Below are 19,977 nucleotides of genomic sequence, written 5' to 3' on the forward strand. Positions count from 1 at the left end.
CATTTTTCAGTCGTCCTGCGGATGGCCCAGTTTGCGCACCGCGTCAACCACGCGGCTGACGTATGAGCCTTTCGAGCCCTTCACCAGAACCACGTCGCCGGCATCGACCAGGTGGCGGATGCGGGGGATCAGGCCCTCGGCGGTTTCGGACCACTGGCCCTGGGTTTCGGCGGGCAGCCTGGTCCAGAGCGCGCGCATGCGTGGCCCGACGCAATGCACCCGGTCGAGCGCGGCCAGCGCGGGCAGGTCGGCCAGGGCGGCGTGAAGCGCGGCCTCGTCCGGGCCAAGCTCCAGCATGTCGCCCAGCACCGCGATGCGCCGCCCCCGCGCGACGCGCCCGGCGTCGTTGACCGGATGCGCGGCGGCCAGCACCTCGAGCGCGGCGGCCATCGAGGTCGGGTTGGCGTTGAAGGCATCGTCGATCAGGATCAGCGACAGGTCTTCGACCGGGTCGAGCCAGATCGCCTCGCGGGTGCCGCGCCCGGCGGGCGGTTGCCAGTCGCCCAGCGCGCGCGCGGCCAGCGTCACGTCGGCGCCCAGCGCACGCACCGCGCCCAGCACGCCCAGCGCGTTCATCGCGAAATGCCGCCCGGCGGTGGCGAGGCGGACAAGCTGGACGACCTCGCCCAGCCGCATCCGCGCGCAGGTGGTGTCGTCCGACAGGTCCACCCGATCCAGGATCAGGTCGTTGCCGGGCGCGGCACCGAAGGTCGCGACACGCAAGCCCCGCGCGCTGGCCGCCCCGGTCAGGATCGGGGTGGTGTCGAGGTCGCCGGGCAGGATGGCAGTGCCGCCCAGCTCCAGCCCCTCGCAGATCGCGGCCTTTTCACGGGCGATGCCCTCGATCCCGTCGAAGGCCGCAAGATGCGCCGCCGCGATGGTGGTGATCAGCGCCACATGCGGGCGCACCAGGCGGGCCAGCGGTGCGATCTCGCCGGGGTGGTTCATGCCGATCTCGAGGACGGCGAAATCGGTGTCAACAGGCATCCGCGCCAGCGTCAGGGGCACGCCCCAGTGGTTGTTGTAGCTGGCCTCGGCGGCATGGACGCGGCCCTGTCCCCGCAGGGCGGTGCGCAGCATTTCCTTGGCCGAGGTCTTGCCGACCGAGCCGGTGATAGCCACCACCTGCGCGCGGCTTCGCGCCCGTCCGGCGGCGCCAAGGCGGCTGAGCGCGGCCAGCACGTCGTCGACCAGCAGAAGCGGTGCGTCGTCGGCAACACCCTCGGGAATGCGGCTGACCATCGCGGCGGCGGCGCCCGATGCCAGCGCCTGCGCCACGAAATCATGCCCGTCGCGCTGGTCGGACAGCGCCACGAACAGATCGCCGGGGCGGATCGTGCGGCTGTCGATCGACACGCCCTGCGCGGCCCAGTCGCCGCGCGCCTGCCCGCCGGTGGCGCGGGCGGCGTCGGCGGCGGTCCAAAGGCTCATGCCAGCCGGCCTTCGAGCGCGGCCACCGCGACCGAGGCCTGTTCGGCATCGTCGAACGGCAGCACGTCGTCGCCGACGATCTGGCCGGTCTCGTGCCCCTTGCCCGCGATCAGGAGCGCGTCCCCCGCCCCCAGCATGTCGACGCCGCGCAGGATCGCCTCGGCGCGGTCGCCGACCTCGGTGGCTTCGGGGCAGCCGGACATCACCATGGCGCGAATCGCGGCGGGGTCTTCGGAGCGCGGGTTGTCGTCGGTGACGATGACGATGTCTGCATGCTGTGCCGCCGCCTCGCCCATGCGGGCGCGCTTGGAGCGGTCGCGGTCGCCGCCAGCCCCGAACACCACCACGATCCGGCCCATCACATGCGGGCGAAGTGCGGCCAGCGCGGTGGCCAGCGCATCGGGGGTGTGGGCATAGTCGACGAACACCGCCGCGCCGTTCTCGCGGGTGGCGGCCCATTGCATCCGGCCCCGCACGGTATGAAGCTCGTCGAAGGTGGCGAACACGTCCTCGGGGGCCGAGCCGGCGGCGATCGCCAGCCCGGCGGCCATCAGCACGTTTTCGGCCTGAAAGCCGCCGATCAGGTTCAGCCGCGCCTGTTTGGGCTGGAACTGCCAGTGAAAGCGCAGTTCCTGCCCGGTGGCGCCGAAGCGGCGGTTGACGATGCGCAGCGTCGCGCGCTCGTCCTCGCCGACGGTGATGACCTCCTGCCCGCGCCCCTCGCACAGCCGCGCCAGCGCCCAGCCCTTGGCGTCGTCTATGTTGATCACCGCGATGCCATCCTCGGGCAGCACGCGGGTGAACAGCCCCGCCTTGGCGGCGAAGTAGTCGTCGAAGTTCTCGTGATAATCGAGGTGGTCCTGCGAGAAGTTGGTGAAGCCTGCGGCGGCCAGGCGCACCCCGTCCAGGCGCCGCTGGTCCAGCCCGTGCGAGGAGGCTTCCATCGCGGCGTGGGTCACGCCGTGGTCGGCCATCTCGGCCAGCATCTCGTGCAGGGTGATCGGCTCGGGCGTGGTGTGGGCCGAGGGCGCGGCGAAGGCGCCTTCGACGCCGGTGGTGCCGATGTTGACCGCAGGCAGGCCCAGCAGCGACCAGATCTGCCGGGTAAAGCTGGCCACCGAGGTCTTGCCATTGGTGCCGGTGACGGCCACCATCACTTCGGGCTGCTTGCCGTAGAACAGCGCCGCCGCCCATGCCAGCGCCGCGCGCGGGTCTTCGGTGACGACCAGCACCGGGTCATGTTCGACGATCAGGTCATGCGCCAGGCGCAGCCCCTCGGGGTCGGTCAGGATCGCGCCCGCGCCCATGCGCAGGGCATACTGGATGAACTCGGCGCCGTGGATGCGGCTGCCGGGAAGGGCGGCGAACAGGTGGCCGGGGCGCACCTTGCGGCTGTCGACCGACAGGCCGGTGATGGCCGCCTCGCGCTTGCCCCGGGCGGACAGCCCAAGGGCGGCAAGGGTGGTGGTGTCAGCGCGCGCGGTCATAATCATCCCCGATCAGTTCGAGGTGAGTGTTACACCCGTTGGGGTCAGGGGTTCAATCTGCGGCTTGAGGCCCAGCAGCGGCGCCACCCGGCGGATCACCTCGGCGGCGACCGGCACCGCGGTCCAGCCGGCGGTGCGGCGCGGTTCGCGCCCCGAGGTCATCACCGGCTCGTCCAGCGTCAGCACCAGCACATAGCGCGGGTCGTCGGCGGGAAAGACGCTGGCGAAGGTGGCGATCACCTTGTCCTCGTAGTAGCCGCCGCCGCGTTCCTTGGGCTTGTCGGCGGTGCCGGTCTTGCCGCCGACCTCGTAGCCGGGCACCTCGCCGAAACTCGCGGTGCCACGCGTCACCACCTGGCGCAGCATGTCGCGGGCAATTGCCGAGGTTTCGGGTGAAATGACGCGCGGGCCGCGCTGGATCGGGCCGTCGCGCACCAGCGTCGGCATCACCCGGGTGCCGCCGTTCACGATGGTGGCATAGGCGGCGGCCAGGTGCAGCGGGCTGGCCGACAGCCCGTGGCCATAGCTGATCGTCATGGTCGACAGTTCCGACCAGTTGGCGGGCACCAGCGGTTTCGCCCCCGGCGCCTCGACCAGTTCAAGCCCGGTGGGCGTGGTCAGGCCCAGCGCCTCGAGAAACGCCCGCTGACGCACCGCGCCAAGCTGCATGGCGATGCGCGCCGTGCCAATGTTCGAGCTTTCCACGATCACGTCGGTCACCGACAGGCGCGCGCCGTAGTCGTGGAAATCGTTGATGCTGTATTTGCCCCAACGCAGCGGGCCGCGGGTGTCGATCATCGTCTCGGGCGACACCAGCCCGAGGTCGAGGGCCTGGGCCACGGCGAAGATCTTGAAGGTCGAGCCAAGCTCGTAAAGCCCCTGCACCGCGCGGTTGAACAAGGGGCTGTCGGACGGGTTGCCCTCGACCAGAGGCGAGGGCCGGTCGTTGGGGTCGAAATCGGGCAGGCTGACCAGGCTGACCACCTCGCCGGTGCGTGCGTCCATCAGGACCGCCGCGGCGCCCTTGGCGTTCATCATCGTCATGCCGCCGGCCAGCACCCGCTCCACCGCCGCCTGCACGGTCAGGTCGATGGTCAACTGCAACGGCTCACCGGCGCGGGCCGGGTCGCGCAGGCGGTCGTCGAAGGCCTTTTCGATGCCCGCCACCCCGATCACCTCGGCGGCGTTCACACCCTCCTGCCCGAAGCGCGCGCCGCCCAGCACATGCGCGGCCAGCGTGCCGTTCGGGTAAAGGCGCATTTCGCGCGGGCCGAACAGAAGCCCCGGCTCGCCGATGTCGAACACCGCCTGTTTCTGCTCGGGGCTGATGCGTTTCTTGATCCACAGGAATTTGCGCGTGCCGGTGAACCAGCCCAGCAGGCGCTCTTCGTCGAGGTCGGGAAAGATCCGCGCCAGTTCCGCCGCCGCGCGGGCCGGGTCGACCATCTGCGGCGGCTGGGCGTAAAGCGAATGGGTCACCAGGTTGGTGGCCAGGATGCGGCCGTTGCGGTCGGTGATGTCGGCACGCGCCGCCGCGATGGCGGCCCCGGCGGCATGGGCGCGCGGCTCGGACGGGTCGGACGAGGCGATGGTGCCCATCTTGACCCCGACCGCCCCGAACGCCAGCGCGAACAGCCCGGCCAGCACCACCAGCCGGCTTTCGGCGCGCAGCCGCGCCCGGTCGCGCATGTCCTCGTGGCGGCGATGCTTGTTCTCGCGCTCGATCAGGTCGGGATTCTCGCCCTTGGCGCGGGCCTCGAGGATGCGCGCCAGCGGGCGCAGGGGAACGCGGGGGCTCATTGCGGCAACACTCCGGTCACGTCGATGGCATCCGAGATCGGCAGCACGGTCTCCTCGCCCGGATAGGCGATCTGGTCGATCCGCCCGAACTGCTCGGGCGCCAGCGGCAACAGGCCCAGCCGGTCGAAATTCAGCTCGGCCAGGTCGCGCAGCCGGTCTGGGCGGTTGAGATAGGCCCATTCGGCGCGCAGAACCGCCAGTTCCTCGCGCATCCGGCCGATCTGGTGGTTCAACGCCTCGACCTCGCCCAGCGCCGCCTGGGTCTTGTAGTTCTGGCCATAGGCCCAGTAGCCCAGACCGAACACCGCCAGCGTGGCACTTACCAGAAACAACGACCGCATCATCCTGTCAGCCTCTCAACACCGGGGCGGGCAGCCCCAGTTTCTCGCGCGCCACCGGGTTGGCGGGCGCATCGGTTCGGGTTGCCACGCGCAGGCGCGAGCTGCGCGCGCGGGGGTTTTCGGCCAGTTCGTCCTCGTCCGGCCCGATGGCGCGGCGCGGCGTGAGGGTGAAACGCGGCACCTCGGCGGCGCGTTCGGGGGCATAGCGGCTGCCGCCACCGCCCTCGGAGGCGGCCAGGTGCAGGTAGCGTTTGACCACCCGGTCCTCGAGCGAATGAAACGTCACCACCGCCAGCCTGCCGCCCGGTCTGAGCGCGCGTTCGGCGGCCTCCAGCCCGGCGGCAAGCTGGCCGAACTCGTCGTTCACCGCGATGCGGATGGCCTGGAAGCTGCGGGTCGCCGGATGGCTCTGGCCGGGCTTGGGGCGGGGCAGTTGCCGGGCCACGACCTCGGCCAGTTGCAACGTGGTTTCAAAGGGTTGCGTGGTGCGGGTGCGGGCAATCGCGCGCGCGATGCGGCGCGCGGCACGCTCTTCGCCGTAGTGATAGAGGATGTCGGCCAGATCTTCCTCGTCCATCGTGTTGACGAGGTCCGCCGCGGTCGGCCCCGCGCGGCTCATCCGCATGTCGAGCGGGCCGTCGCGCATGAAGGAAAAGCCGCGCTGCGCCTCGTCAAGCTGCATCGAGGACACGCCGAGATCGAGCACCACACCATCGACCGGCCCGCCGGCGATCTCGTCGAGGTCGGAAAACGTGCCCTCGACCAGCCGCAGCCGGTCGCCATAGGCGCCCGCCCAGGCCCTGGCCATCTCGAACACGGTCGGGTCGCGGTCGATGCCGATCACCTGATCCGCCCCGGCCTCGAGCAGCCCGCGGGCGTAGCCGCCGGCGCCGAAAGTGCCATCGACCCAGGTGCCGGTGACCGGCGCCACCGCTGCCAGAAGCGGGCGCAGCAGAACCGGGATGTGGGGATCGGAACGGGGGGAGGTCACGCGTGCGTCGGCAGACATCACGCGCCCTCGTCGTCACCGGGCAATAGCGCCAGCGGGTCGAAATCCTCGGGCATCTCGTCGAGCCAGGCCTCGACATTCTTGCGCTCGACCTCCTCGTAGGTCTCGGGGTTCCAGATCTGGAAGGTGTCGCCGGTGGCGATGAAATAGGCCTCGCCCTCCAGCCCGATCTTCTGGCGCAGCTTGGCGGGCAGCACCAGCCGCCCGGTCTCGTCCACCGAGGTGGGCAGCGACTCGCCGTGAAACAGGTGCTGGGCGCGGCGCCGCTCGACCGAGCCGCGCGGCAGTTTCGCGATCTTGCGGTCGACCTCGTCGATCGCCTCCATCGTGTAGCATTCAAGGTATTTGCGGCGGTGGTCGCCATAGACGATCACCATGTTGGGGGTCAGCCCCTCGGTCCAGTCGGGATCGCCGGCCTCGAGCACACGGCGAAACAGGGCCGGGATCGACACCCTGCCCTTCGCATCCACCTTGTGGAGCCCCTCGCCTCTGAATACCCTGGCCACTTTGCGCGGCTCCTGTCTGTCCCTCGTTTGTCGCCCGCCTTAACGAAAACGACGGATTGAGCTGCTGCCACTGCCCAATCCGCCGCCCTCGTCCCATCTCTGGGTTCGTCCGATCGCAGTCGCCACCTGGGGGGATGTCTGCTCGCGAGTGCGCCGGATCTCTCTTTTGCCGATGAAAGCGGGGTGCCTGTATGAAACCTGACTTGGGAGATGTTTCGGGGTCTTGCTGCCCCTTGGTTCCCGTCCTCATCGTGGAAACAGGGATGACATGGGATTTGATGGTAATCAATACCTTTTTGATCCCAGAACCCACTAGATGAGCGTTTCCAGCACGGCGAAACACAAGAATTTGTGCCAGAATTGCCCTGCCCGCGCGTAAACCTAGCGGAACGCCGCGCACCACACACAATATATAGCGCGCGCCATCTCGGTCGAAATTTCCCACAAAAATCTGAAAAAAGTTCCGAATTTGCCCGTTCCGGTCGCGGAATCGCCGCGATTCCCGGCAATTCAGCCCGGATTCACCGGTTTGATTCGGCGATTCATCGGGCTTCGCCCATGATTTCCCATGAGCGGTGCGCAAAACACCGCCCGGCCCATGGCGTCCCATCCCGTCCCTGAATCGGCTCAGGCGCCGCGATAGGCCGCCTCGAGCGTGGCGATGTCGATTTTCGTCATCTTCAGCATCGCCTCGGTCGCGCGCCGCGCGCCATCCGGGTCCGGCCCGCCGACCGTGGCCACCAGTTGCCGCGGCACCACCTGCCAACTGACCCCGAAGCGGTCGACGCACCAGCCGCACCGGCTCTCGGCCCCGCCACCCGCGATCAGCGCGGCCCACAGCCGGTCGGTCTCGGCCTGATCCTCGGTCATCACCTGGATCGAGGCAGCGGGGGTGTGGGTGTAGTGCGGCCCGCCGTTCAGCGCCTGATACGGCGTGCCGGCCAGCGTGAAGTCGATCACCACGGGCGGATGCTCGGGGTTCGGTGCACCGTCGATCCGCGAGCCGGGGATCAGGCCGGTATAGAAGTGCACGGCCTCGAGATGAGTGCCGTCAAACCACAGACAGGTGCGCACCTTGGCCATGACATCCTCCAGCCGGACGCCGCATTGAGCCGTGCCGAGCGCGCCCGGTCAAGTGCTGTCGCGCGGGGTCTGGCCTCAGCCGGCGGCGCAGTAGCTCTGGCTCTGCATCCAGGCGCGCATGTCCTCGCGCTTGGTCGAGGAATGGAACGGGCCCCAGTCGGCGGCGACACCGCGCATCCCGGCGCTGACCACGCCGTCGCGCGGCACCGTCACGCTCATGATGCGGACCGCGCAGGACAGGTTGGCGTTGCCGTCCTGAAGCGCTGCGCCGGAGCCGGCGGCGCAGCCATAGTGACGCGCGGTCGCCGGCGAGATCTGCACCAGCCCGAACCAGCGCCCGCCGCCACCGACGGCGCGCGGGTTCCAGGTGCTTTCATGCTTGGCCAGCGTCGACAGAAGCCCGGTCCAGAACGCCTTGCGGCCCTCGACATCGGCGCCGCGATAGGCCGGGCACCAGGTGTCGATATCCGCCGGCACTACCGAAACCAGCGCGCTGCCGTGGCTGTCGAGCGCGGCCAGCGTCGTTTCGGTCCAGGCGTCCGCCCCCGGCAGGGAATCCCAGCGCATCGCCGCATCCTCGGCGGGTGCGTTCTTGGTGGAATAACGGGTGTCGGTGTCGAAGCTGGCGCAACCCGCGAGGGCGGCGAGCGAAAGCGCGATCAGGCCGGTCTTGAACTGCATGAGTGATCTCGGGTTGTTTTTGTCAGCGCCGATGGACTGCAATCGCGCCACATGGGCAACCCCGGGGGGCCGCGAAGGCGCGAAATGCGCCATTTCTCGCCCATTCGCGCCTCTTGCCCCCTGCCCGGCCCTGCCCTAGAACGCCACAGACGCACCCAAGGGAGCCCACGCCATGCTCGACCATCTCGCCTTCGAGACCCCGAAACCCACCCGAATCGCGGGCGCGAAAGAGGATTGGGAGCTTGTCATCGGCATGGAGGTGCACGCCCAGGTCGCCTCCAACGCCAAGCTGTTTTCCGGCGCCTCGACCGCCTTCGGGGCCGAGCCGAATTCCAACGTCGCCTTCGTCGATGCCGCGATGCCGGGGATGCTGCCGGTGATCAACGAGTTCTGCGTCGAGCAGGCGGTGCGCACCGGGCTGGGGCTGAAGGCCCGGATCAACCTCTTTTCCGCTTTCGACCGCAAGAACTATTTCTATCCCGACCTGCCGCAGGGCTACCAGATTTCGCAGCTTTACCACCCGATCGTCGGCGAGGGCGAGGTGATCGTCGACATGGGGCCGGGCGTGGCGCGCCGGGTTCGCATCGAGCGCATCCACCTTGAGCAGGACGCCGGCAAATCGGTGCATGACATGGACCCCAACATGTCCTTCGTCGACCTCAACCGCACCGGCGTCGCGCTGATGGAAATCGTCAGCCGCCCCGACATTCGCGGCCCCGAAGAGGCCGCCGCCTATGTCGTCAAGATGCGCCAGATCCTGCGCTATCTGGGCACCTGCGACGGCAACATGCAGAACGGCAACCTGCGTGCCGATGTCAACGTCTCGGTCTGCCGTCCGGGCGACTACGAGCGTTACCAGGAAACCCAGGATTTCGCCCATCTCGGCACCCGCTGCGAGATCAAGAACATGAACTCGATGCGCTTCATCCAGGCGGCGATCGACTATGAGGCGCGCCGCCAGATCGCCATCCTCGAGGATGGCGGCGAGGTGGTGCAGGAAACCCGGCTGTATGATCCCGACAAGAACGAGACCCGCTCGATGCGCTCGAAGGAAGAAGCGCACGACTACCGCTATTTCCCCTGCCCCGACCTGTTGCCGCTGGAGATCGAACAGGACTGGGTCGATGCCATCGAGGCGAGCCTGCCGGAACTGCCGGACGCCAAGAAGGCGCGGTTCGTGACGGTGTTCGGCCTGTCGGAATATGACGCGGGCGTGCTGACGGCGGATGTCGAGGCGGCGCATTACTTCGAGAAGGTGGCCGAGGTCGGCGACGGCAAGCTGGCCGCCAACTGGGTCATCAACGAGCTGTTCGGGCGGCTGAAGAAGGACGACCGCGACATCACCACCTGCCCGATCTCGCCCGAGCACATGGGCGAGATCATCGCGCTGATCAAATCTGGCGACATCTCGGGCAAGATCGCCAAGGACGTGTTCGAGATCGCCTATACCTCGGGGCGCGCGCCCGCCGAGATCGTCGAGACCGAGGGCATGAAACAGGTCACCGACACCGGCGCCATCGAGGCCGCCGTGGACGCGGTGATCGCCGACAACCCCGCCCAGGTCGAAAAGGCGCGCGCGAACCCCAAGCTGACGGGCTGGTTCGTCGGCCAGGTGATGAGGGCCACCGGCGGCAAGGCCAACCCCAAGGCGGTCAACGAGATCGTGGCGGCGAAACTGGGGCTGTAGAAAACCCCGTCAATCCGGATGGAGTGACACGCATGTCAGAACCCTTTGTCTCCAGCGTCATGGAGGTCCGGCCCGACTGGATCGACTACAACGGCCATATGAACATGGCCTATTACAACGTCTTATTCGACAAGGCGGCGGATGAATTCTACGACCTGATCGGATTCGGCGCGGACTATGCCAGGACCCGCGGGTTCACCACCTACACCGCCGAGTTCCACGTCTGCTACGTGCGCGAATTGCATCTGGGCGACAAGGTGCGGGTGCAGTCCTGGCTGCTCGACCATGACGAGAAGCGCTTTCACACCTACCAGGAAATCCACCACGTCGACGGCTGGCTGTCGGCCACCGGCGAGGCGATGGGGCTGCATGTCGACATGTCCGGCCCCAAGGTCGCGCCGATGCCCGAGGACATCGCGTTGCGCCTGGCCGACTTCGCCGCGAAACACGGCCATCCCGACCGGCCCGAACGCGCCGGGCGCTCGATCGGGATCGCGCGCAAATAGGCCCGAGATATTGCGTCGGCGGAAAGCCGCGCCGCAATCCCTTGCAGATGAGGGTTTTTCCGCCACAGGCGTGGTGCATTCAACGGCGCACTTGGACTTTTCGCACGCGAATCTGCTAGTCTCGGGGGCGCTCACAAGGAAACAGACCGATGCAGTTCGAATACAAGGTGGTTCCGGCACCGACCCGGGGCAAGAAGATCAGGGGCCTCAAGTCGCCCGCCGACCGCTTCGCCAACACGCTTTCGGAGTTGATGAACGAGATGGCGGCGGAAGGCTGGGAATACCAGCGCGCCGACACCCTGCCCTCCGAGGAGCGCGCCGGGCTGACCGGAAAATCGACGGTGTTCCAGAACGTGCTGGTGTTCCGCCGCGCCGCCGCCGAAGCCGCGCGGAGCACAGACGCCGCCGAGGTCGCCCCCGAGGATGGCGCGAAAGCGCCGCTGGCCTCGCCGCGTGTCGAGTTCGAACGGGTCGAGCGCACGCCGGCGCCCCGCCTGCCCGGCGCCAGCCACGAGGCCCCCAAGCACAAGGTTCCCGGCCCCGCCGCGAGCCGCGACAACCGCGACGTTGCCGCCGAGTAGCGGCTAGCCCGACACCTCGATCGCCAGGGCGTGAATTTTCGCCACAAGCTCCTTGCCCAGCGCGTCATGCACGGCGCGGTGGCGGGCGATGCGCGACATGCCGGCGAAGGCGTCGTCGGCGATCCTGACGCGAAAATGGCTCTCGCCGGTGCCGTCATGGCCGGCGTGGCCGAGATGCTTGTCGCTCTCGTTGATCACCTCAAGCTCGCGCGGCGCGAAGGCGGCGGTCAGCGCGGAACGGATTTCCTCGGAACGATTGGTCATTTTTTCATCCTGCCTCTTCAAACATTCGCCAAATGGTCTAAACTCTCGGGTTCGAGTCGGAAAGAGTGGTGTCATGGACAAATTCGATCCCTTCGGATTCGACATTTCGGTGTCATCCGCCAAAAAGAAGCAGACCCGCGGCAAGCGCGGCATGTCGGGCGCGTTCGAAACCTCGAAACGCGTCTGCGAACACCCGGGCTGTGAGGAGCGCGGCCAATACCGTGCACCCCGTTCGCCCGACCACCTTGAGGAATATCTGTGGTTCTGCAAGGATCACGTGCGCGAATACAATCTGAAATGGAATTTCTTCAACGGCGCGACCGAGGAAGAGATCAACGAACAGGCCGACAAGGATCGGGTCTGGGAGCGCCAGACCAAGCCGTTCAAGAACTCCGCCGAACAGCGCGCCTGGGCGCGGCTGGGCGTTGACGACCCGCACCAGGTGCTGGGCGAGAACGCCACCCGCAACCCCGGCAAGTCGATCACCGGCACCCGCAAGCTGCCGCCGACCGAACGCCGCGCCATCGAGATTCTCGAAGCCCGCGACCACTGGACCAAGGCCGAGGTGCGCAAGGCCTACAAGGCGCTGATCAAGGTGCTGCACCCGGACATGAACGGCGGCGACCGCAGCCAGGAGGAACAGCTGCAGGAGGTTGTCTGGGCCTGGGACCAGATCAAGGACAGCCGCAGTTTCAAGTGATCGGGCCACGATGGACATCCTGATCACCGGCGCCACCGGCACGGTGGGGGGCGAAGTGCTGGCGCAGCTTTCAGGCTCCGGCCATCGCCTGTTCGCGGGCCTGCGCGACCCGGCGCAGGGCGGCCCGGACGGGGCCGAGCCGGTCGCGGTCGACCTTGCCAGCGGCACCGGGCCGGGCCGGGCGTTCGACGCGATCTTCCTGATGCGCCCGCCGCAATTGACCGACCCCGAACCGTTCCGGCGCTTCCTCGACCCGCACGACCGGGCCACGCGGATCGTGCTGTTGTCGGTGCAGGGGGCCGAAAGCCGGGGCTATCTGCCGCATGCCAAGATCGAGGCGGTGATCCGCGACATGGGGTTTGCCCATGTGTTCGTGCGCCCGTCGTATTTCATGGAAAACCTGACCACCACGCTGGCGCCCGAACTGGCCCGCACCGGGCGCATCTATCTGCCGGCGGGCGGGCTGGCGCTGGACTGGATATCGGTGCGCGACATCGCCGCGGTGATCGCGGCGGCGCTCACCGGTCAGGTCGGGCACGAGGCGGTGACGGTCTCAAGCGGGCGGCTGATGGATTTCGAGGCGGCACTGGCGGCGGTGAACCGCGCCGCCGGCACCGGCTTTCGCTATGTCCGCGCCAGTCTGCCCGGCTATGTCATCCACGCCAGGCGGCAGGGCATGGGCTGGCCGATGATCATGGTGATGCTGCTGTTGCACTTCCTGCCGCGCTTTTCGCGCCAGCAGGCCACGCCGGGCGATGTCGAGGCCGTGCTGGGTCGCGCGCCCGAGACGCTCGAGGACTGGGCCGCGCGCAACCGCGACCGGCTGCGCGCGCTGGCGGGCTGAGGCGCGGCGCTACCGGGCCGCGCTCAACTCGCCCTTCTCGATCTGCTCACGCTCGATCGACTCGAACAGCGCCTTGAAGTTGCCCTCGCCGAAGCCGTCGTCGCCCTTGCGCTGGATGAACTCGAAAAAGATCGGCCCGACCACGGTTTTCGAGAAGATCTGGAGCAACACCCGGGTTTCGCCGCCGCCCACGACGCCCTCGCCGTCGATCAGGATGCCGTGCTTCATCAGCTTGTCCTTTGGCTCCTCGTGGCCCTTCACCCGGTCATAGCTCATGTCGTAATAGGTCTCGTTCGGCCCCGGCATGAAGGCCAGCCCGCGCGCGGCGATGGCATCGACCGAACCATAGATGTCCTCGGTCCCGACCGCGATGTGCTGGATGCCCTCGCCCTTGTATTTCTTGAGATAGGCGACGATCTGCCCCTCTTCGCCCCGGTCCTCGTTGATCGGGATGCGGATCTTGCCGCAGGGGCTGGTCAGGGCGCGGGAATACAGGCCAGTATACTTGCCCTGGATGTCGAAGAACCGGATCTCGCGGAAGTTGAACAGGTCGCCGTAGAAATGGAACCACTTGTCCATGTTGCCGGTGAATACGTTGTGCGTCAGGTGGTCGAGGTAGTAGAACCCGACCCCCTCGGGATGGGCCGAGGCGATCCAGTCGAACTCGGCGTTATAGGCCGAGGTGTCGTGGTAATCCTCGATGAAGTAGATCAGCGAACCGCCGATGCCGTGGATCGCGGGCACGTCCAGCGCCTTGCCCGGCCCCTCGAACGGCTCGGCCCCCTTGGAGACGGCATGGTCAAAGGCGTGGCGCGCATCGACCACGCGCCAGCCCATCGAGGGCGCGCTTGGCCCGTGTTCCTCGGCGAACCGCGCGGCGTGGCTGCCCGGCTCCATGTTGATCAGATACGAGATATCGCCCTGCTGCCACAGCTCGATGGCGCGGGTCTTGTGGTTGGCGGTGTGGCTGAAACCCATCCGGCCAAACAGGTCGCGCAGCGCCTGCGGGTCGGGGTGAGCGAACTCGACGAATTCGAAACCGTCGGTGCCGGCGGGATTGTCGGCGGTGATCTCAGCCTTGGGGGAGTCGTGCGGAAACGGACCCATGAAAGCCTCCTGTTCTGCGTCTGTTGACAGAATGTCGCAGGAGATGCGAGAATTGCGCGCGTTTATCGCCGAAACCACTCGGCTTGGAACGGTAAATCCGCACGAAACAGGCCGCTCATGCACGAAACACGCATTCCCCTCGACGAGACCGACTCGCGCCTTCTGGACGCGGTGCAAAAGGACGCGCATCTGACGGCGCAGGAACTGGGGGCGCGGCTGAACCTGTCGGCCTCGCAGGCCGGGCGGCGGCGTCAGCGGCTGGAAGAGCGCGGGGCGATCCGGGGCTATGTCGCGCGGCTCGACCCGCTGCGGCTGGGGCTGGACGTGCAGGCCTTCGTGCAGGTGCAGATGGCCAGCCAGACCCCCGAGGCCGTGGCCGCCTTCAAGCACCTGGTCGAGGCCCAGCCGGCGGTGATCTCGGTCTGGACCCTGACCGGCGAGGCCGACTACCTGCTGCGGGTCTATTGCGAAGACCTGCCGGCGCTGAACCGGCTGGTTCACGAGGTGCTGTTGCCGCATCCGTCGGTGGCGCGGGTGCACAGCCAGATCGTGATGGACCAGCTCAAACCCGACGCCCCGCTGCCGACCTGACCGAAACACGGCGGTTATCGCGCAATTCCATTGCCATTCGCCGGGGCGGTTGCGATACGAAAGCATGGACAGTTTTCTGCTCGAAGCCACGATCTACCTCGCCGCCGCAGTGATCGCCGTGCCGATCGCGGCGCGCTTCGGGATGGGGTCGGTGCTGGGCTATCTGCTGGCCGGGCTGGTGATCGGCCCGATCACCGGCATCGCCGGCACCGATCCCGAAAACCTGCGCCATTTCGGCGAATTCGGCGTGGTGATGATGCTGTTCCTGATCGGGCTGGAGCTGGACCCGAGGGCGCTGTGGGACATGCGCCACCGGCTGATGGGTCTGGGCGGGCTGCAAATCGGGGTGACCGGCATCGCGGTCTTCGCCGCAGCACTGGCGATGGGCCTGCGCTGGGAAACCGCGGTGGCGCTGGGAATGATGCTGTCGCTGTCCTCGACCGCCATCGTGCTGCAGACCCTGACCGAAAAGGGGCTGATCCAGACCGCCGGCGGACGTTCGAGTTTCTCGGTGCTGCTGGCGCAGGATATCGCGGTGATCCCGATGCTGGCGCTGATCCCGCTTCTGGCCGGGGGTGCGGCGCGGCGCGCGGCCGAGGATCATTCGTCGCTGTCGCTGGTCGCGGGGCTGCCCGGCTGGGCGGCGGCGCTGGTCACGCTGGGCGCGGTGGCGGCGGTGATCCTGGGCGGGCGCTTTCTGGTCAGGCCGATGTTTCACTACATCGACACCGCCCGGCTGCGCGAGGTCTACACCGCCTTCGCGCTTCTGATCGTGGTCGGCATCGCGGTTCTGATGAGCGCGGTCGGCCTGTCGCCGGCATTGGGCGCCTTCCTGGCCGGCGTGGTGCTGGCCAACTCCGAGTTTCGCCACGAGCTTGAAAGCGACATCCAGCCGTTCAAGGGGCTGCTGCTGGGTCTTTTCTTCATCACCGTCGGCGCGGGCATGGACCTGCCCGGCTTCTTTGCCGATCCGCTGCGGCTGATCGGGCTGACGCTGGCGCTGATGCTGGCCAAGGGCCTGGTGCTCTATGCGCTGGCGCATATCTTCCGGCTGCGCGGGCGCGACCAGTGGCTGTTCACGCTGGGGCTGGCACAGGCGGGCGAGTTCGGCTTTGTCCTGGCCGCGTTCAGCCAGCAATTGCGGGTATTCTCCGGCCAGATAGCGCAGGACGTGCTGACCGTCATCGCCCTGTCGATGCTGTTCACGCCGCTGTTCTTCATCGCCTACGACCAGATCTCCAAGCGCCGCGCCGACGCCGGCGGCCCGATCGAGCCGGACCCGATCGACGAACAGCACAACGTCATCATCGTGGGCATCGGGCGCTTCGGGCAGATCGTCAACCGGCTGGTGCGCTCGGCGGGGTTTTCGACCACGGTGCTGGACAGCAACCTCAAGACCATCCAGTTGATGCGCCGCTTCGGGGTGAAAAGCTTTCTCGGCGACCCGACCCGCGCCGACCTGCTGCGCGCCGCCGGCCTGGCTAAGGCCAAGGTGCTGGTGGTTGCGGTGAACCGGCCCGAGGACGCGGTCAAGATCGTGCGCCACGCCCGCGCGGTCAGGCCCGACCTGCACATCATCGCCCGCGCCCGCGACCGCAACGACGTCTATGCGCTGCGCGCCGCCGGGGCCGACGACGTGGTGCGCGAGATGTTCGACAGTTCGCTGCGCGCCGGGCGCTATGTGCTGGAAAACATCGGCCTTTCCGAGTTCGAGGCCAACGAGGTCGAGACCGCCTTCTACAAGCACGACCGCGAGACCATCCGCGAATTGTCGGAATTGTGGAAGCCCGGCGTGCACACGGTCGACAACGAGGCCTATATCAAGCGCGCGATCGAGCTTCAGAACGACCTCGAAACCGCGCTGATGGCGCAGCTCGAGGAAAACGACACGGCGAGGCGGAAATCGGGCCGCTAACCGTCCGACACGCCGGCCTCGGCAAAGGTCGCCATGCCCGACAGGCAGGCCGCCGCCGCCTGCACCACCGCCACCGCCAGCGCCGCACCCGAGCCTTCGCCCAGCCGCATCCCGAGCGACAAAAGCGGCGTCTTGTCCAGCGCGGCCAACAGCCGGGGATGGCCCGGCTCGGCCGAGACATGCCCGGCCACCGCGTGATCGAGCGCACCGGGTGCCGCGCGCTCCAGCACCGCGGCGGCCGAGGTGCAGATGAACCCGTCCAGCACCACCGGGATCGACAACTGGCGCGCGCGGGCAATCGCACCCGCCACCGCCGCCAGCTCGCGCCCGCCAAGGCAGCGCAGCGCCTCGAGCGGGTCGTGCGCCGCACCCGGATTGGCGGCCAGCCCCTCGCCCACCACGCGCGCCTTCAGGGCCAGCCCGGCATCGTCCACCCCGGTGCCGCGCCCGACCCAGTCGGTCGGGGCCGCGCCGAACAGCGCATGCGCCAGCGCCGCCGCCGAGGTGGTGTTGCCGATGCCCATCTCGCCCGCGACCAGAAGATCGCTGGCCGGATCGACCGCGTTCCAGCCGATGGCCAGCGCCGCGACCACCTCGGCCTCGGTCATTGCCGGGCCGGTGGTGAAATCCGCCGTGGGCCGCTCAAGCTCGATGGAATGCACATCCATGCGCGCGCCGAAGGTCCGCGCCAACTGGTTGACCGCCGCGCCGCCGGCCCGGAAATTGGCCACCATCTGCGCCGTCACTTCCGCCGGAAAGGCCGAAACGCCGCGCGCCGCCACGCCGTGATTGGCTGCAAAGACAATAACTTGCGGCGATGTGACCTGGGCGCGCGCATCGCCGCGCCAGCCTGCATACCAGATGCCGAGATCCTCGAGCCGCCCCAGCGCCCCGGGCGGCTTGGTCAGTTGCCCGTTGCGCGCCTCGGCCGCCGCGCGCGCGGCCCCGTCCGGCCCGTTCAGGCTCTTCAACAGGGTCCGAAACCCGGCAAGGCTGGTAAAGGGCGCGTCGGACATCTTCGGTCTCCTGTTGCCATGCATTGGCGACCTCTTTAGCCATGTCCCCGCGGACTGGACAGATCGGAAAGGGCGATTGCGTGGCAAAAAACGACACCCCCCTGGCCGAGGCGCGCGACATCACCGAGGCGCTTGGGCTGTTGACCCGGTTTCCGGTGCAAAGCGACGCGCGGCGCGGGCCGCACGCGGCCTGGGCCTGGCCGCTGGCGGGGCTGGCGGTGGGGTTCGTCGCGGCGCTGGTGGGCGAGGTGGCGCTGTGGCTCGGCCTTTCCGTTTGGCTGGCGGCGGGGCTGGCGCTGGCAGCACAGATCGCCGCCACCGGCGCGCTGCACGAGGACGGGCTGGCCGACTGCGCCGACGGCTTCTGGGGCGGGGCCGACCGCGCCCGGCGGCTGGAGATCATGAAAGACAGCCGCACCGGCAGCTACGGCGTGCTGGCGCTGGGGCTGGGGCTGATCCTGCGCTGGTCGGCGCAGTCGGTGCTGTTCGCCCACGGCTGGGTGCTGGCGCCGCTTCTGGCCGCCGCACTCCTGTCGCGCGCGCCGATGGCGGTGCTGCTGGCGGCCCTGCCCAACGCGCGCGGCAGCGGGCTGGCCAGTTCGCTCGGCACCCCGTCGCAGGCCACCGCGTCGCTCGGGGTCGGGGTGGCATTCGGGCTGTCGCTGCTGGCGGTGGGCTGGGGCGTTCTGGCCCCTGCCCTCTGGGTGGCGCTGGCGGCAATCGGCGTGGCCGCGCTGGCGAAACACCGCATCGGCGGGCAGACCGGCGACGTGCTGGGCGCGACGCAGCAGGTGGCCGAGATCGCGGCGCTGATGGCGCTGAGCACGCTGGTCTGAAACGCAAAACCGCCGCCCCGGGGGACGGCGGTTCAGCAATTTTTCGAACGATCAGGCGGCGCGGGAGATCAGGACGTCGCCGACCTTTTTCTGCGCGGCAATCTCGTCGCCGCCCGACACCGCCGCAATCTCGCGGGTCAGACGCTCCAGCGCGGCCTCATAGAGCTGGCGCTCGGAATAGCTCTGCTCGCGCTGGTCGTCGGTGCGGTGCAGGTCGCGCACCACCTCGGCAATCGAGATCAGATCGCCGGAGTTGATCTTCTGCTCATACTCCTGCGCCCGGCGCGACCACATCGCGCGCTTGACGCGGGCCTTGCCCTTGAGCGTGTCCATCGCCTTGGACACCACGTCGGGGCTGGACAGCGAGCGCATCCCGATCTCGGTCGCCTTGTTGGTCGGCACGCGCAGGGTCATCTTGTCCTTTTCGAACGAGATCACGAACAATTCGAGCTTCAGTCCGGCGACCTCCTGTTCCTCGATCGAGATGATCTTGCCGACTCCGTGCGCCGGGTAGACGACGAATTCGTTGGGACGGAAATCGAGCTTCTTGGCCTTGCTCATGTCAGGTTTCTTCCTTTCAAAGCGCGCGTCGGTGACAAGCGTTGCCACGGTTGACGGGCATCAACCGCTTCGTCACATCGGGGTCGCAGGTAATCAGCGCGTTTTCGTGCCCCACGATGGCGCGCATCAGGTCTCCGGGTTCATATCAGGAAAACAGTATACATCAAAAATGCCCGAAAACCAAGCGCCGCACCTGCAAACAGGGTGTTTATCGCCAAATTTCAGAGCGTTACGCGCCGATTTGGCCGCGTTTTCCGCGCCGCGGCACGGTTCAGAGCGAATCAGTCGTCGCCGCCGGGCTTTTCGGAGAAGTATTTCTCAAGCTTGCCCTCTTCGCCGTCGCGCTCTTCGGCACCGGGCAGCGGGTCTTTCTTGGCGATGATCACCGGCCACATCTCGGAATACTTGCGGTTGAACTCGACCCACCTGGCGGCTTCCGGCTCGGTGTCCGGGCGGATCGCGTCGGCGGGGCATTCCGGCTCGCAGACGCCGCAGTCGATGCATTCGTCGGGGTGAATGACCAGCATGTTCTCGCCCTCGTAGAAACAATCGACCGGGCATACCTCGACGCAGTCGGTGTATTTGCAGGCGATGCACTTGTCGTTGACGATGTAGGTCATGAGACACCCCGAATGGCGATTCCGCAGGTTAGCTAACCCCCTTGGCCGGATCATTCAAGCCGGGTCGGGTCATAAAGGCGGGCGTTGCGACGTTCTTTCCTATTGGGCCGTCCCTTGCCGTCAAAGCCGGGCGCGCGCGGCGCCGGGTCGGCGGGCGGGCTGAGGTCGTCATAGAGCGTCTGCGCCTCGGGCGCCGGGCCGCGCCGCGTCGACAGGGCCACCACCCGGACCACCCGGACCCGGCGGCCCTGCGCAAAGGTCAGAACGTCCCCCGGCCCGATGGCATGCGCGGGCTTGGCGACGCGCGCGGAATTGACCCGCAGATGCCCGCCCGCGATCAGTTTCGTGGCCAGGCCCCGGGTCTTGAAGAACCGCGCGTGCCACAGCCACTTGTCGGCGCGCATGACGGGC

General features: G+C 67.9%; 22 protein-coding genes. 8 read left to right on the top strand and 14 right to left on the bottom strand.

Annotated features, from left to right (window positions below):
- Positions 1–6: 6 nt before the first annotated feature.
- The 8 genes from FVF75_RS01630 to FVF75_RS01665 form a co-directional block, all read right to left on the bottom strand.
- Positions 7–1,431 (bottom strand): UDP-N-acetylmuramoyl-tripeptide--D-alanyl-D-alanine ligase, encoded by a 1,425-nt coding sequence (locus FVF75_RS01630; protein WP_148376002.1) that lies wholly within the window; start codon positions 1,429–1,431, stop codon positions 7–9.
- Positions 1,428–2,918 carry a UDP-N-acetylmuramoyl-L-alanyl-D-glutamate--2,6-diaminopimelate ligase gene (locus FVF75_RS01635; RefSeq protein ID WP_148376003.1) on the bottom strand — a complete coding sequence of 497 codons (1,491 nt, stop codon included), beginning with the start codon at positions 2,916–2,918 and terminating at the stop codon, positions 1,428–1,430. Before FVF75_RS01635 ends, FVF75_RS01630 begins: the two co-directional genes overlap by 4 nt.
- Before the next feature lie 12 nt (positions 2,919–2,930).
- Positions 2,931–4,718, bottom strand: coding sequence for a peptidoglycan D,D-transpeptidase FtsI family protein (locus FVF75_RS01640; protein ID WP_148376004.1), 1,788 nt, complete (start codon positions 4,716–4,718; stop codon positions 2,931–2,933).
- Positions 4,715–5,059: a cell division protein FtsL gene (gene ftsL, locus FVF75_RS01645; RefSeq protein ID WP_148376451.1), complete on the bottom strand. Its 345-nt coding sequence runs from the start codon at positions 5,057–5,059 to the stop codon at positions 4,715–4,717. Before ftsL ends, FVF75_RS01640 begins: the two co-directional genes overlap by 4 nt.
- Positions 5,060–5,066: 7 nt before the next feature.
- Positions 5,067–6,068, bottom strand: a complete 1,002-nt coding sequence (rsmH, locus tag FVF75_RS01650; protein ID WP_148376005.1) for a 16S rRNA (cytosine(1402)-N(4))-methyltransferase RsmH — start codon at positions 6,066–6,068, stop codon at positions 5,067–5,069.
- Positions 6,068–6,574, bottom strand: a complete 507-nt coding sequence (gene mraZ / locus FVF75_RS01655; protein ID WP_148376006.1) for a division/cell wall cluster transcriptional repressor MraZ — start codon at positions 6,572–6,574, stop codon at positions 6,068–6,070. Before mraZ ends, rsmH begins: the two co-directional genes overlap by 1 nt.
- Positions 6,575–7,201: 627 nt before the next feature.
- Positions 7,202–7,657, bottom strand: a complete 456-nt coding sequence (locus FVF75_RS01660) for a VOC family protein (protein WP_148376007.1) — start codon at positions 7,655–7,657, stop codon at positions 7,202–7,204.
- Positions 7,658–7,732: 75 nt separating this feature from the next.
- Entirely contained in the window at positions 7,733–8,338 is a 606-nt protein-coding gene (locus FVF75_RS01665; protein ID WP_148376008.1) for a transglycosylase SLT domain-containing protein, read from the bottom strand.
- A gap of 172 nt (positions 8,339–8,510) precedes the next feature.
- Between FVF75_RS01665 and gatB the strand changes: the two genes are divergently transcribed.
- The 3 genes from gatB to FVF75_RS01680 all read left to right on the top strand — a co-directional run bounded on the left by gatB (position 8,511) and on the right by FVF75_RS01680 (position 11,112).
- Positions 8,511–10,025 (top strand): Asp-tRNA(Asn)/Glu-tRNA(Gln) amidotransferase subunit GatB, encoded by a 1,515-nt coding sequence (gene gatB / locus FVF75_RS01670; RefSeq protein WP_148376009.1) that lies wholly within the window; start codon positions 8,511–8,513, stop codon positions 10,023–10,025.
- A gap of 32 nt (positions 10,026–10,057) precedes the next feature.
- On the top strand, positions 10,058–10,531 hold the full coding sequence (locus FVF75_RS01675; protein WP_148376010.1) for a thioesterase family protein: 474 nt from the start codon (positions 10,058–10,060) through the stop codon (positions 10,529–10,531).
- 149 nt (positions 10,532–10,680) lie between these two features.
- Entirely contained in the window at positions 10,681–11,112 is a 432-nt protein-coding gene (locus FVF75_RS01680; protein ID WP_148376011.1) for a DUF4177 domain-containing protein, read from the top strand.
- Positions 11,113–11,115: 3 nt separating this feature from the next.
- Here FVF75_RS01680 and FVF75_RS01685 read toward each other — a convergent pair whose 3' ends face one another.
- Positions 11,116–11,376, bottom strand: a complete 261-nt coding sequence (locus tag FVF75_RS01685; RefSeq protein WP_148376012.1) for a BolA family protein — start codon at positions 11,374–11,376, stop codon at positions 11,116–11,118.
- A gap of 73 nt (positions 11,377–11,449) precedes the next feature.
- Here FVF75_RS01685 and FVF75_RS01690 point away from each other — a divergent pair, with 73 nt between their 5' ends.
- Together FVF75_RS01690 and FVF75_RS01695 are read left to right on the top strand one after the other, a co-directional pair.
- Positions 11,450–12,076, top strand: coding sequence for a J domain-containing protein (locus tag FVF75_RS01690; RefSeq protein WP_148376013.1), 627 nt, complete (start codon positions 11,450–11,452; stop codon positions 12,074–12,076).
- Between the two features lie 10 nt (positions 12,077–12,086).
- A complete protein-coding gene (locus FVF75_RS01695) occupies positions 12,087–12,920 on the top strand; it encodes a Rossmann-fold NAD(P)-binding domain-containing protein (protein ID WP_148376014.1) in 834 nt (277 codons plus the stop codon).
- Positions 12,921–12,929: 9 nt separating this feature from the next.
- Here the strand turns inward: FVF75_RS01695 and hppD are convergent, their stop codons facing one another.
- On the bottom strand, positions 12,930–14,027 hold the full coding sequence (hppD, locus tag FVF75_RS01700) for a 4-hydroxyphenylpyruvate dioxygenase (protein WP_148376015.1): 1,098 nt from the start codon (positions 14,025–14,027) through the stop codon (positions 12,930–12,932).
- Positions 14,028–14,144: 117 nt separating this feature from the next.
- Here hppD and FVF75_RS01705 point away from each other — a divergent pair, with 117 nt between their 5' ends.
- Together FVF75_RS01705 and FVF75_RS01710 are read left to right on the top strand one after the other, a co-directional pair.
- Positions 14,145–14,618 (top strand): Lrp/AsnC family transcriptional regulator, encoded by a 474-nt coding sequence (locus FVF75_RS01705; protein WP_148376016.1) that lies wholly within the window; start codon positions 14,145–14,147, stop codon positions 14,616–14,618.
- A 64-nt stretch (positions 14,619–14,682) separates the two neighbouring features.
- On the top strand, positions 14,683–16,533 hold the full coding sequence (locus FVF75_RS01710) for a monovalent cation:proton antiporter-2 (CPA2) family protein (protein ID WP_148376017.1): 1,851 nt from the start codon (positions 14,683–14,685) through the stop codon (positions 16,531–16,533).
- Here the strand turns inward: FVF75_RS01710 and cobT are convergent.
- On the bottom strand, positions 16,530–17,549 hold the full coding sequence (gene cobT, locus FVF75_RS01715) for a nicotinate-nucleotide--dimethylbenzimidazole phosphoribosyltransferase (protein WP_148376018.1): 1,020 nt from the start codon (positions 17,547–17,549) through the stop codon (positions 16,530–16,532). The two genes, FVF75_RS01710 and cobT, sit on opposite strands and share 4 nt — an antisense overlap.
- Before the next feature lie 80 nt (positions 17,550–17,629).
- Between cobT and FVF75_RS01720 the strand changes: the two genes are divergently transcribed.
- Positions 17,630–18,385 (top strand): adenosylcobinamide-GDP ribazoletransferase, encoded by a 756-nt coding sequence (locus FVF75_RS01720; protein ID WP_246137969.1) that lies wholly within the window; start codon positions 17,630–17,632, stop codon positions 18,383–18,385.
- Between the two features lie 51 nt (positions 18,386–18,436).
- On the opposite strand, the gene FVF75_RS01725 is transcribed toward FVF75_RS01720, so the two are convergent.
- The 3 genes from FVF75_RS01725 to FVF75_RS01735 all read right to left on the bottom strand — a co-directional run bounded on the left by FVF75_RS01725 (position 18,437) and on the right by FVF75_RS01735 (position 19,970).
- Entirely contained in the window at positions 18,437–18,946 is a 510-nt protein-coding gene (locus FVF75_RS01725) for a CarD family transcriptional regulator (protein WP_148376020.1), read from the bottom strand.
- Positions 18,947–19,227: 281 nt separating this feature from the next.
- A complete protein-coding gene (fdxA, locus tag FVF75_RS01730; RefSeq protein WP_148376021.1) occupies positions 19,228–19,566 on the bottom strand; it encodes a ferredoxin FdxA in 339 nt (112 codons plus the stop codon).
- A gap of 50 nt (positions 19,567–19,616) precedes the next feature.
- A complete protein-coding gene (locus FVF75_RS01735; RefSeq protein ID WP_148376022.1) occupies positions 19,617–19,970 on the bottom strand; it encodes an RNA-binding S4 domain-containing protein in 354 nt (117 codons plus the stop codon).
- Positions 19,971–19,977 lie beyond the last annotated feature (7 nt).

Origin of the sequence: Maritimibacter fusiformis (assembly GCF_008086115.1) — a bacterium.
GTDB lineage: Bacteria > Pseudomonadota > Alphaproteobacteria > Rhodobacterales > Rhodobacteraceae > Muriiphilus > Muriiphilus fusiformis.

Coding starts and splice junctions, on each gene's coding strand:
- FVF75_RS01635 (WP_148376003.1), bottom strand. CDS start 2,918: ATGACCGCGCGCGCTGACACCACCACCCTTGCCGCCCTTGGGCTGTCC.
- rsmH (WP_148376005.1), bottom strand. CDS start 6,068: ATGTCTGCCGACGCACGCGTGACCTCCCCCCGTTCCGATCCCCACATC.
- fdxA (WP_148376021.1), bottom strand. CDS start 19,566: ATGACCTACATCGTCAACGACAAGTGCATCGCCTGCAAATACACCGAC.
- ftsL (WP_148376451.1), bottom strand. CDS start 5,059: ATGCGGTCGTTGTTTCTGGTAAGTGCCACGCTGGCGGTGTTCGGTCTG.
- FVF75_RS01705 (WP_148376016.1), top strand. CDS start 14,145: ATGCACGAAACACGCATTCCCCTCGACGAGACCGACTCGCGCCTTCTG.
- FVF75_RS01690 (WP_148376013.1), top strand. CDS start 11,450: ATGGACAAATTCGATCCCTTCGGATTCGACATTTCGGTGTCATCCGCC.
- FVF75_RS01725 (WP_148376020.1), bottom strand. CDS start 18,946: ATGAGCAAGGCCAAGAAGCTCGATTTCCGTCCCAACGAATTCGTCGTC.
- FVF75_RS01680 (WP_148376011.1), top strand. CDS start 10,681: ATGCAGTTCGAATACAAGGTGGTTCCGGCACCGACCCGGGGCAAGAAG.
- FVF75_RS01640 (WP_148376004.1), bottom strand. CDS start 4,718: ATGAGCCCCCGCGTTCCCCTGCGCCCGCTGGCGCGCATCCTCGAGGCC.
- FVF75_RS01735 (WP_148376022.1), bottom strand. CDS start 19,970: ATGCGCGCCGACAAGTGGCTGTGGCACGCGCGGTTCTTCAAGACCCGG.
- FVF75_RS01695 (WP_148376014.1), top strand. CDS start 12,087: ATGGACATCCTGATCACCGGCGCCACCGGCACGGTGGGGGGCGAAGTG.
- hppD (WP_148376015.1), bottom strand. CDS start 14,027: ATGGGTCCGTTTCCGCACGACTCCCCCAAGGCTGAGATCACCGCCGAC.
- FVF75_RS01660 (WP_148376007.1), bottom strand. CDS start 7,657: ATGGCCAAGGTGCGCACCTGTCTGTGGTTTGACGGCACTCATCTCGAG.
- cobT (WP_148376018.1), bottom strand. CDS start 17,549: ATGTCCGACGCGCCCTTTACCAGCCTTGCCGGGTTTCGGACCCTGTTG.
- FVF75_RS01630 (WP_148376002.1), bottom strand. CDS start 1,431: ATGAGCCTTTGGACCGCCGCCGACGCCGCCCGCGCCACCGGCGGGCAG.
- FVF75_RS01685 (WP_148376012.1), bottom strand. CDS start 11,376: ATGACCAATCGTTCCGAGGAAATCCGTTCCGCGCTGACCGCCGCCTTC.
- FVF75_RS01675 (WP_148376010.1), top strand. CDS start 10,058: ATGTCAGAACCCTTTGTCTCCAGCGTCATGGAGGTCCGGCCCGACTGG.
- FVF75_RS01710 (WP_148376017.1), top strand. CDS start 14,683: ATGGACAGTTTTCTGCTCGAAGCCACGATCTACCTCGCCGCCGCAGTG.
- FVF75_RS01665 (WP_148376008.1), bottom strand. CDS start 8,338: ATGCAGTTCAAGACCGGCCTGATCGCGCTTTCGCTCGCCGCCCTCGCG.
- gatB (WP_148376009.1), top strand. CDS start 8,511: ATGCTCGACCATCTCGCCTTCGAGACCCCGAAACCCACCCGAATCGCG.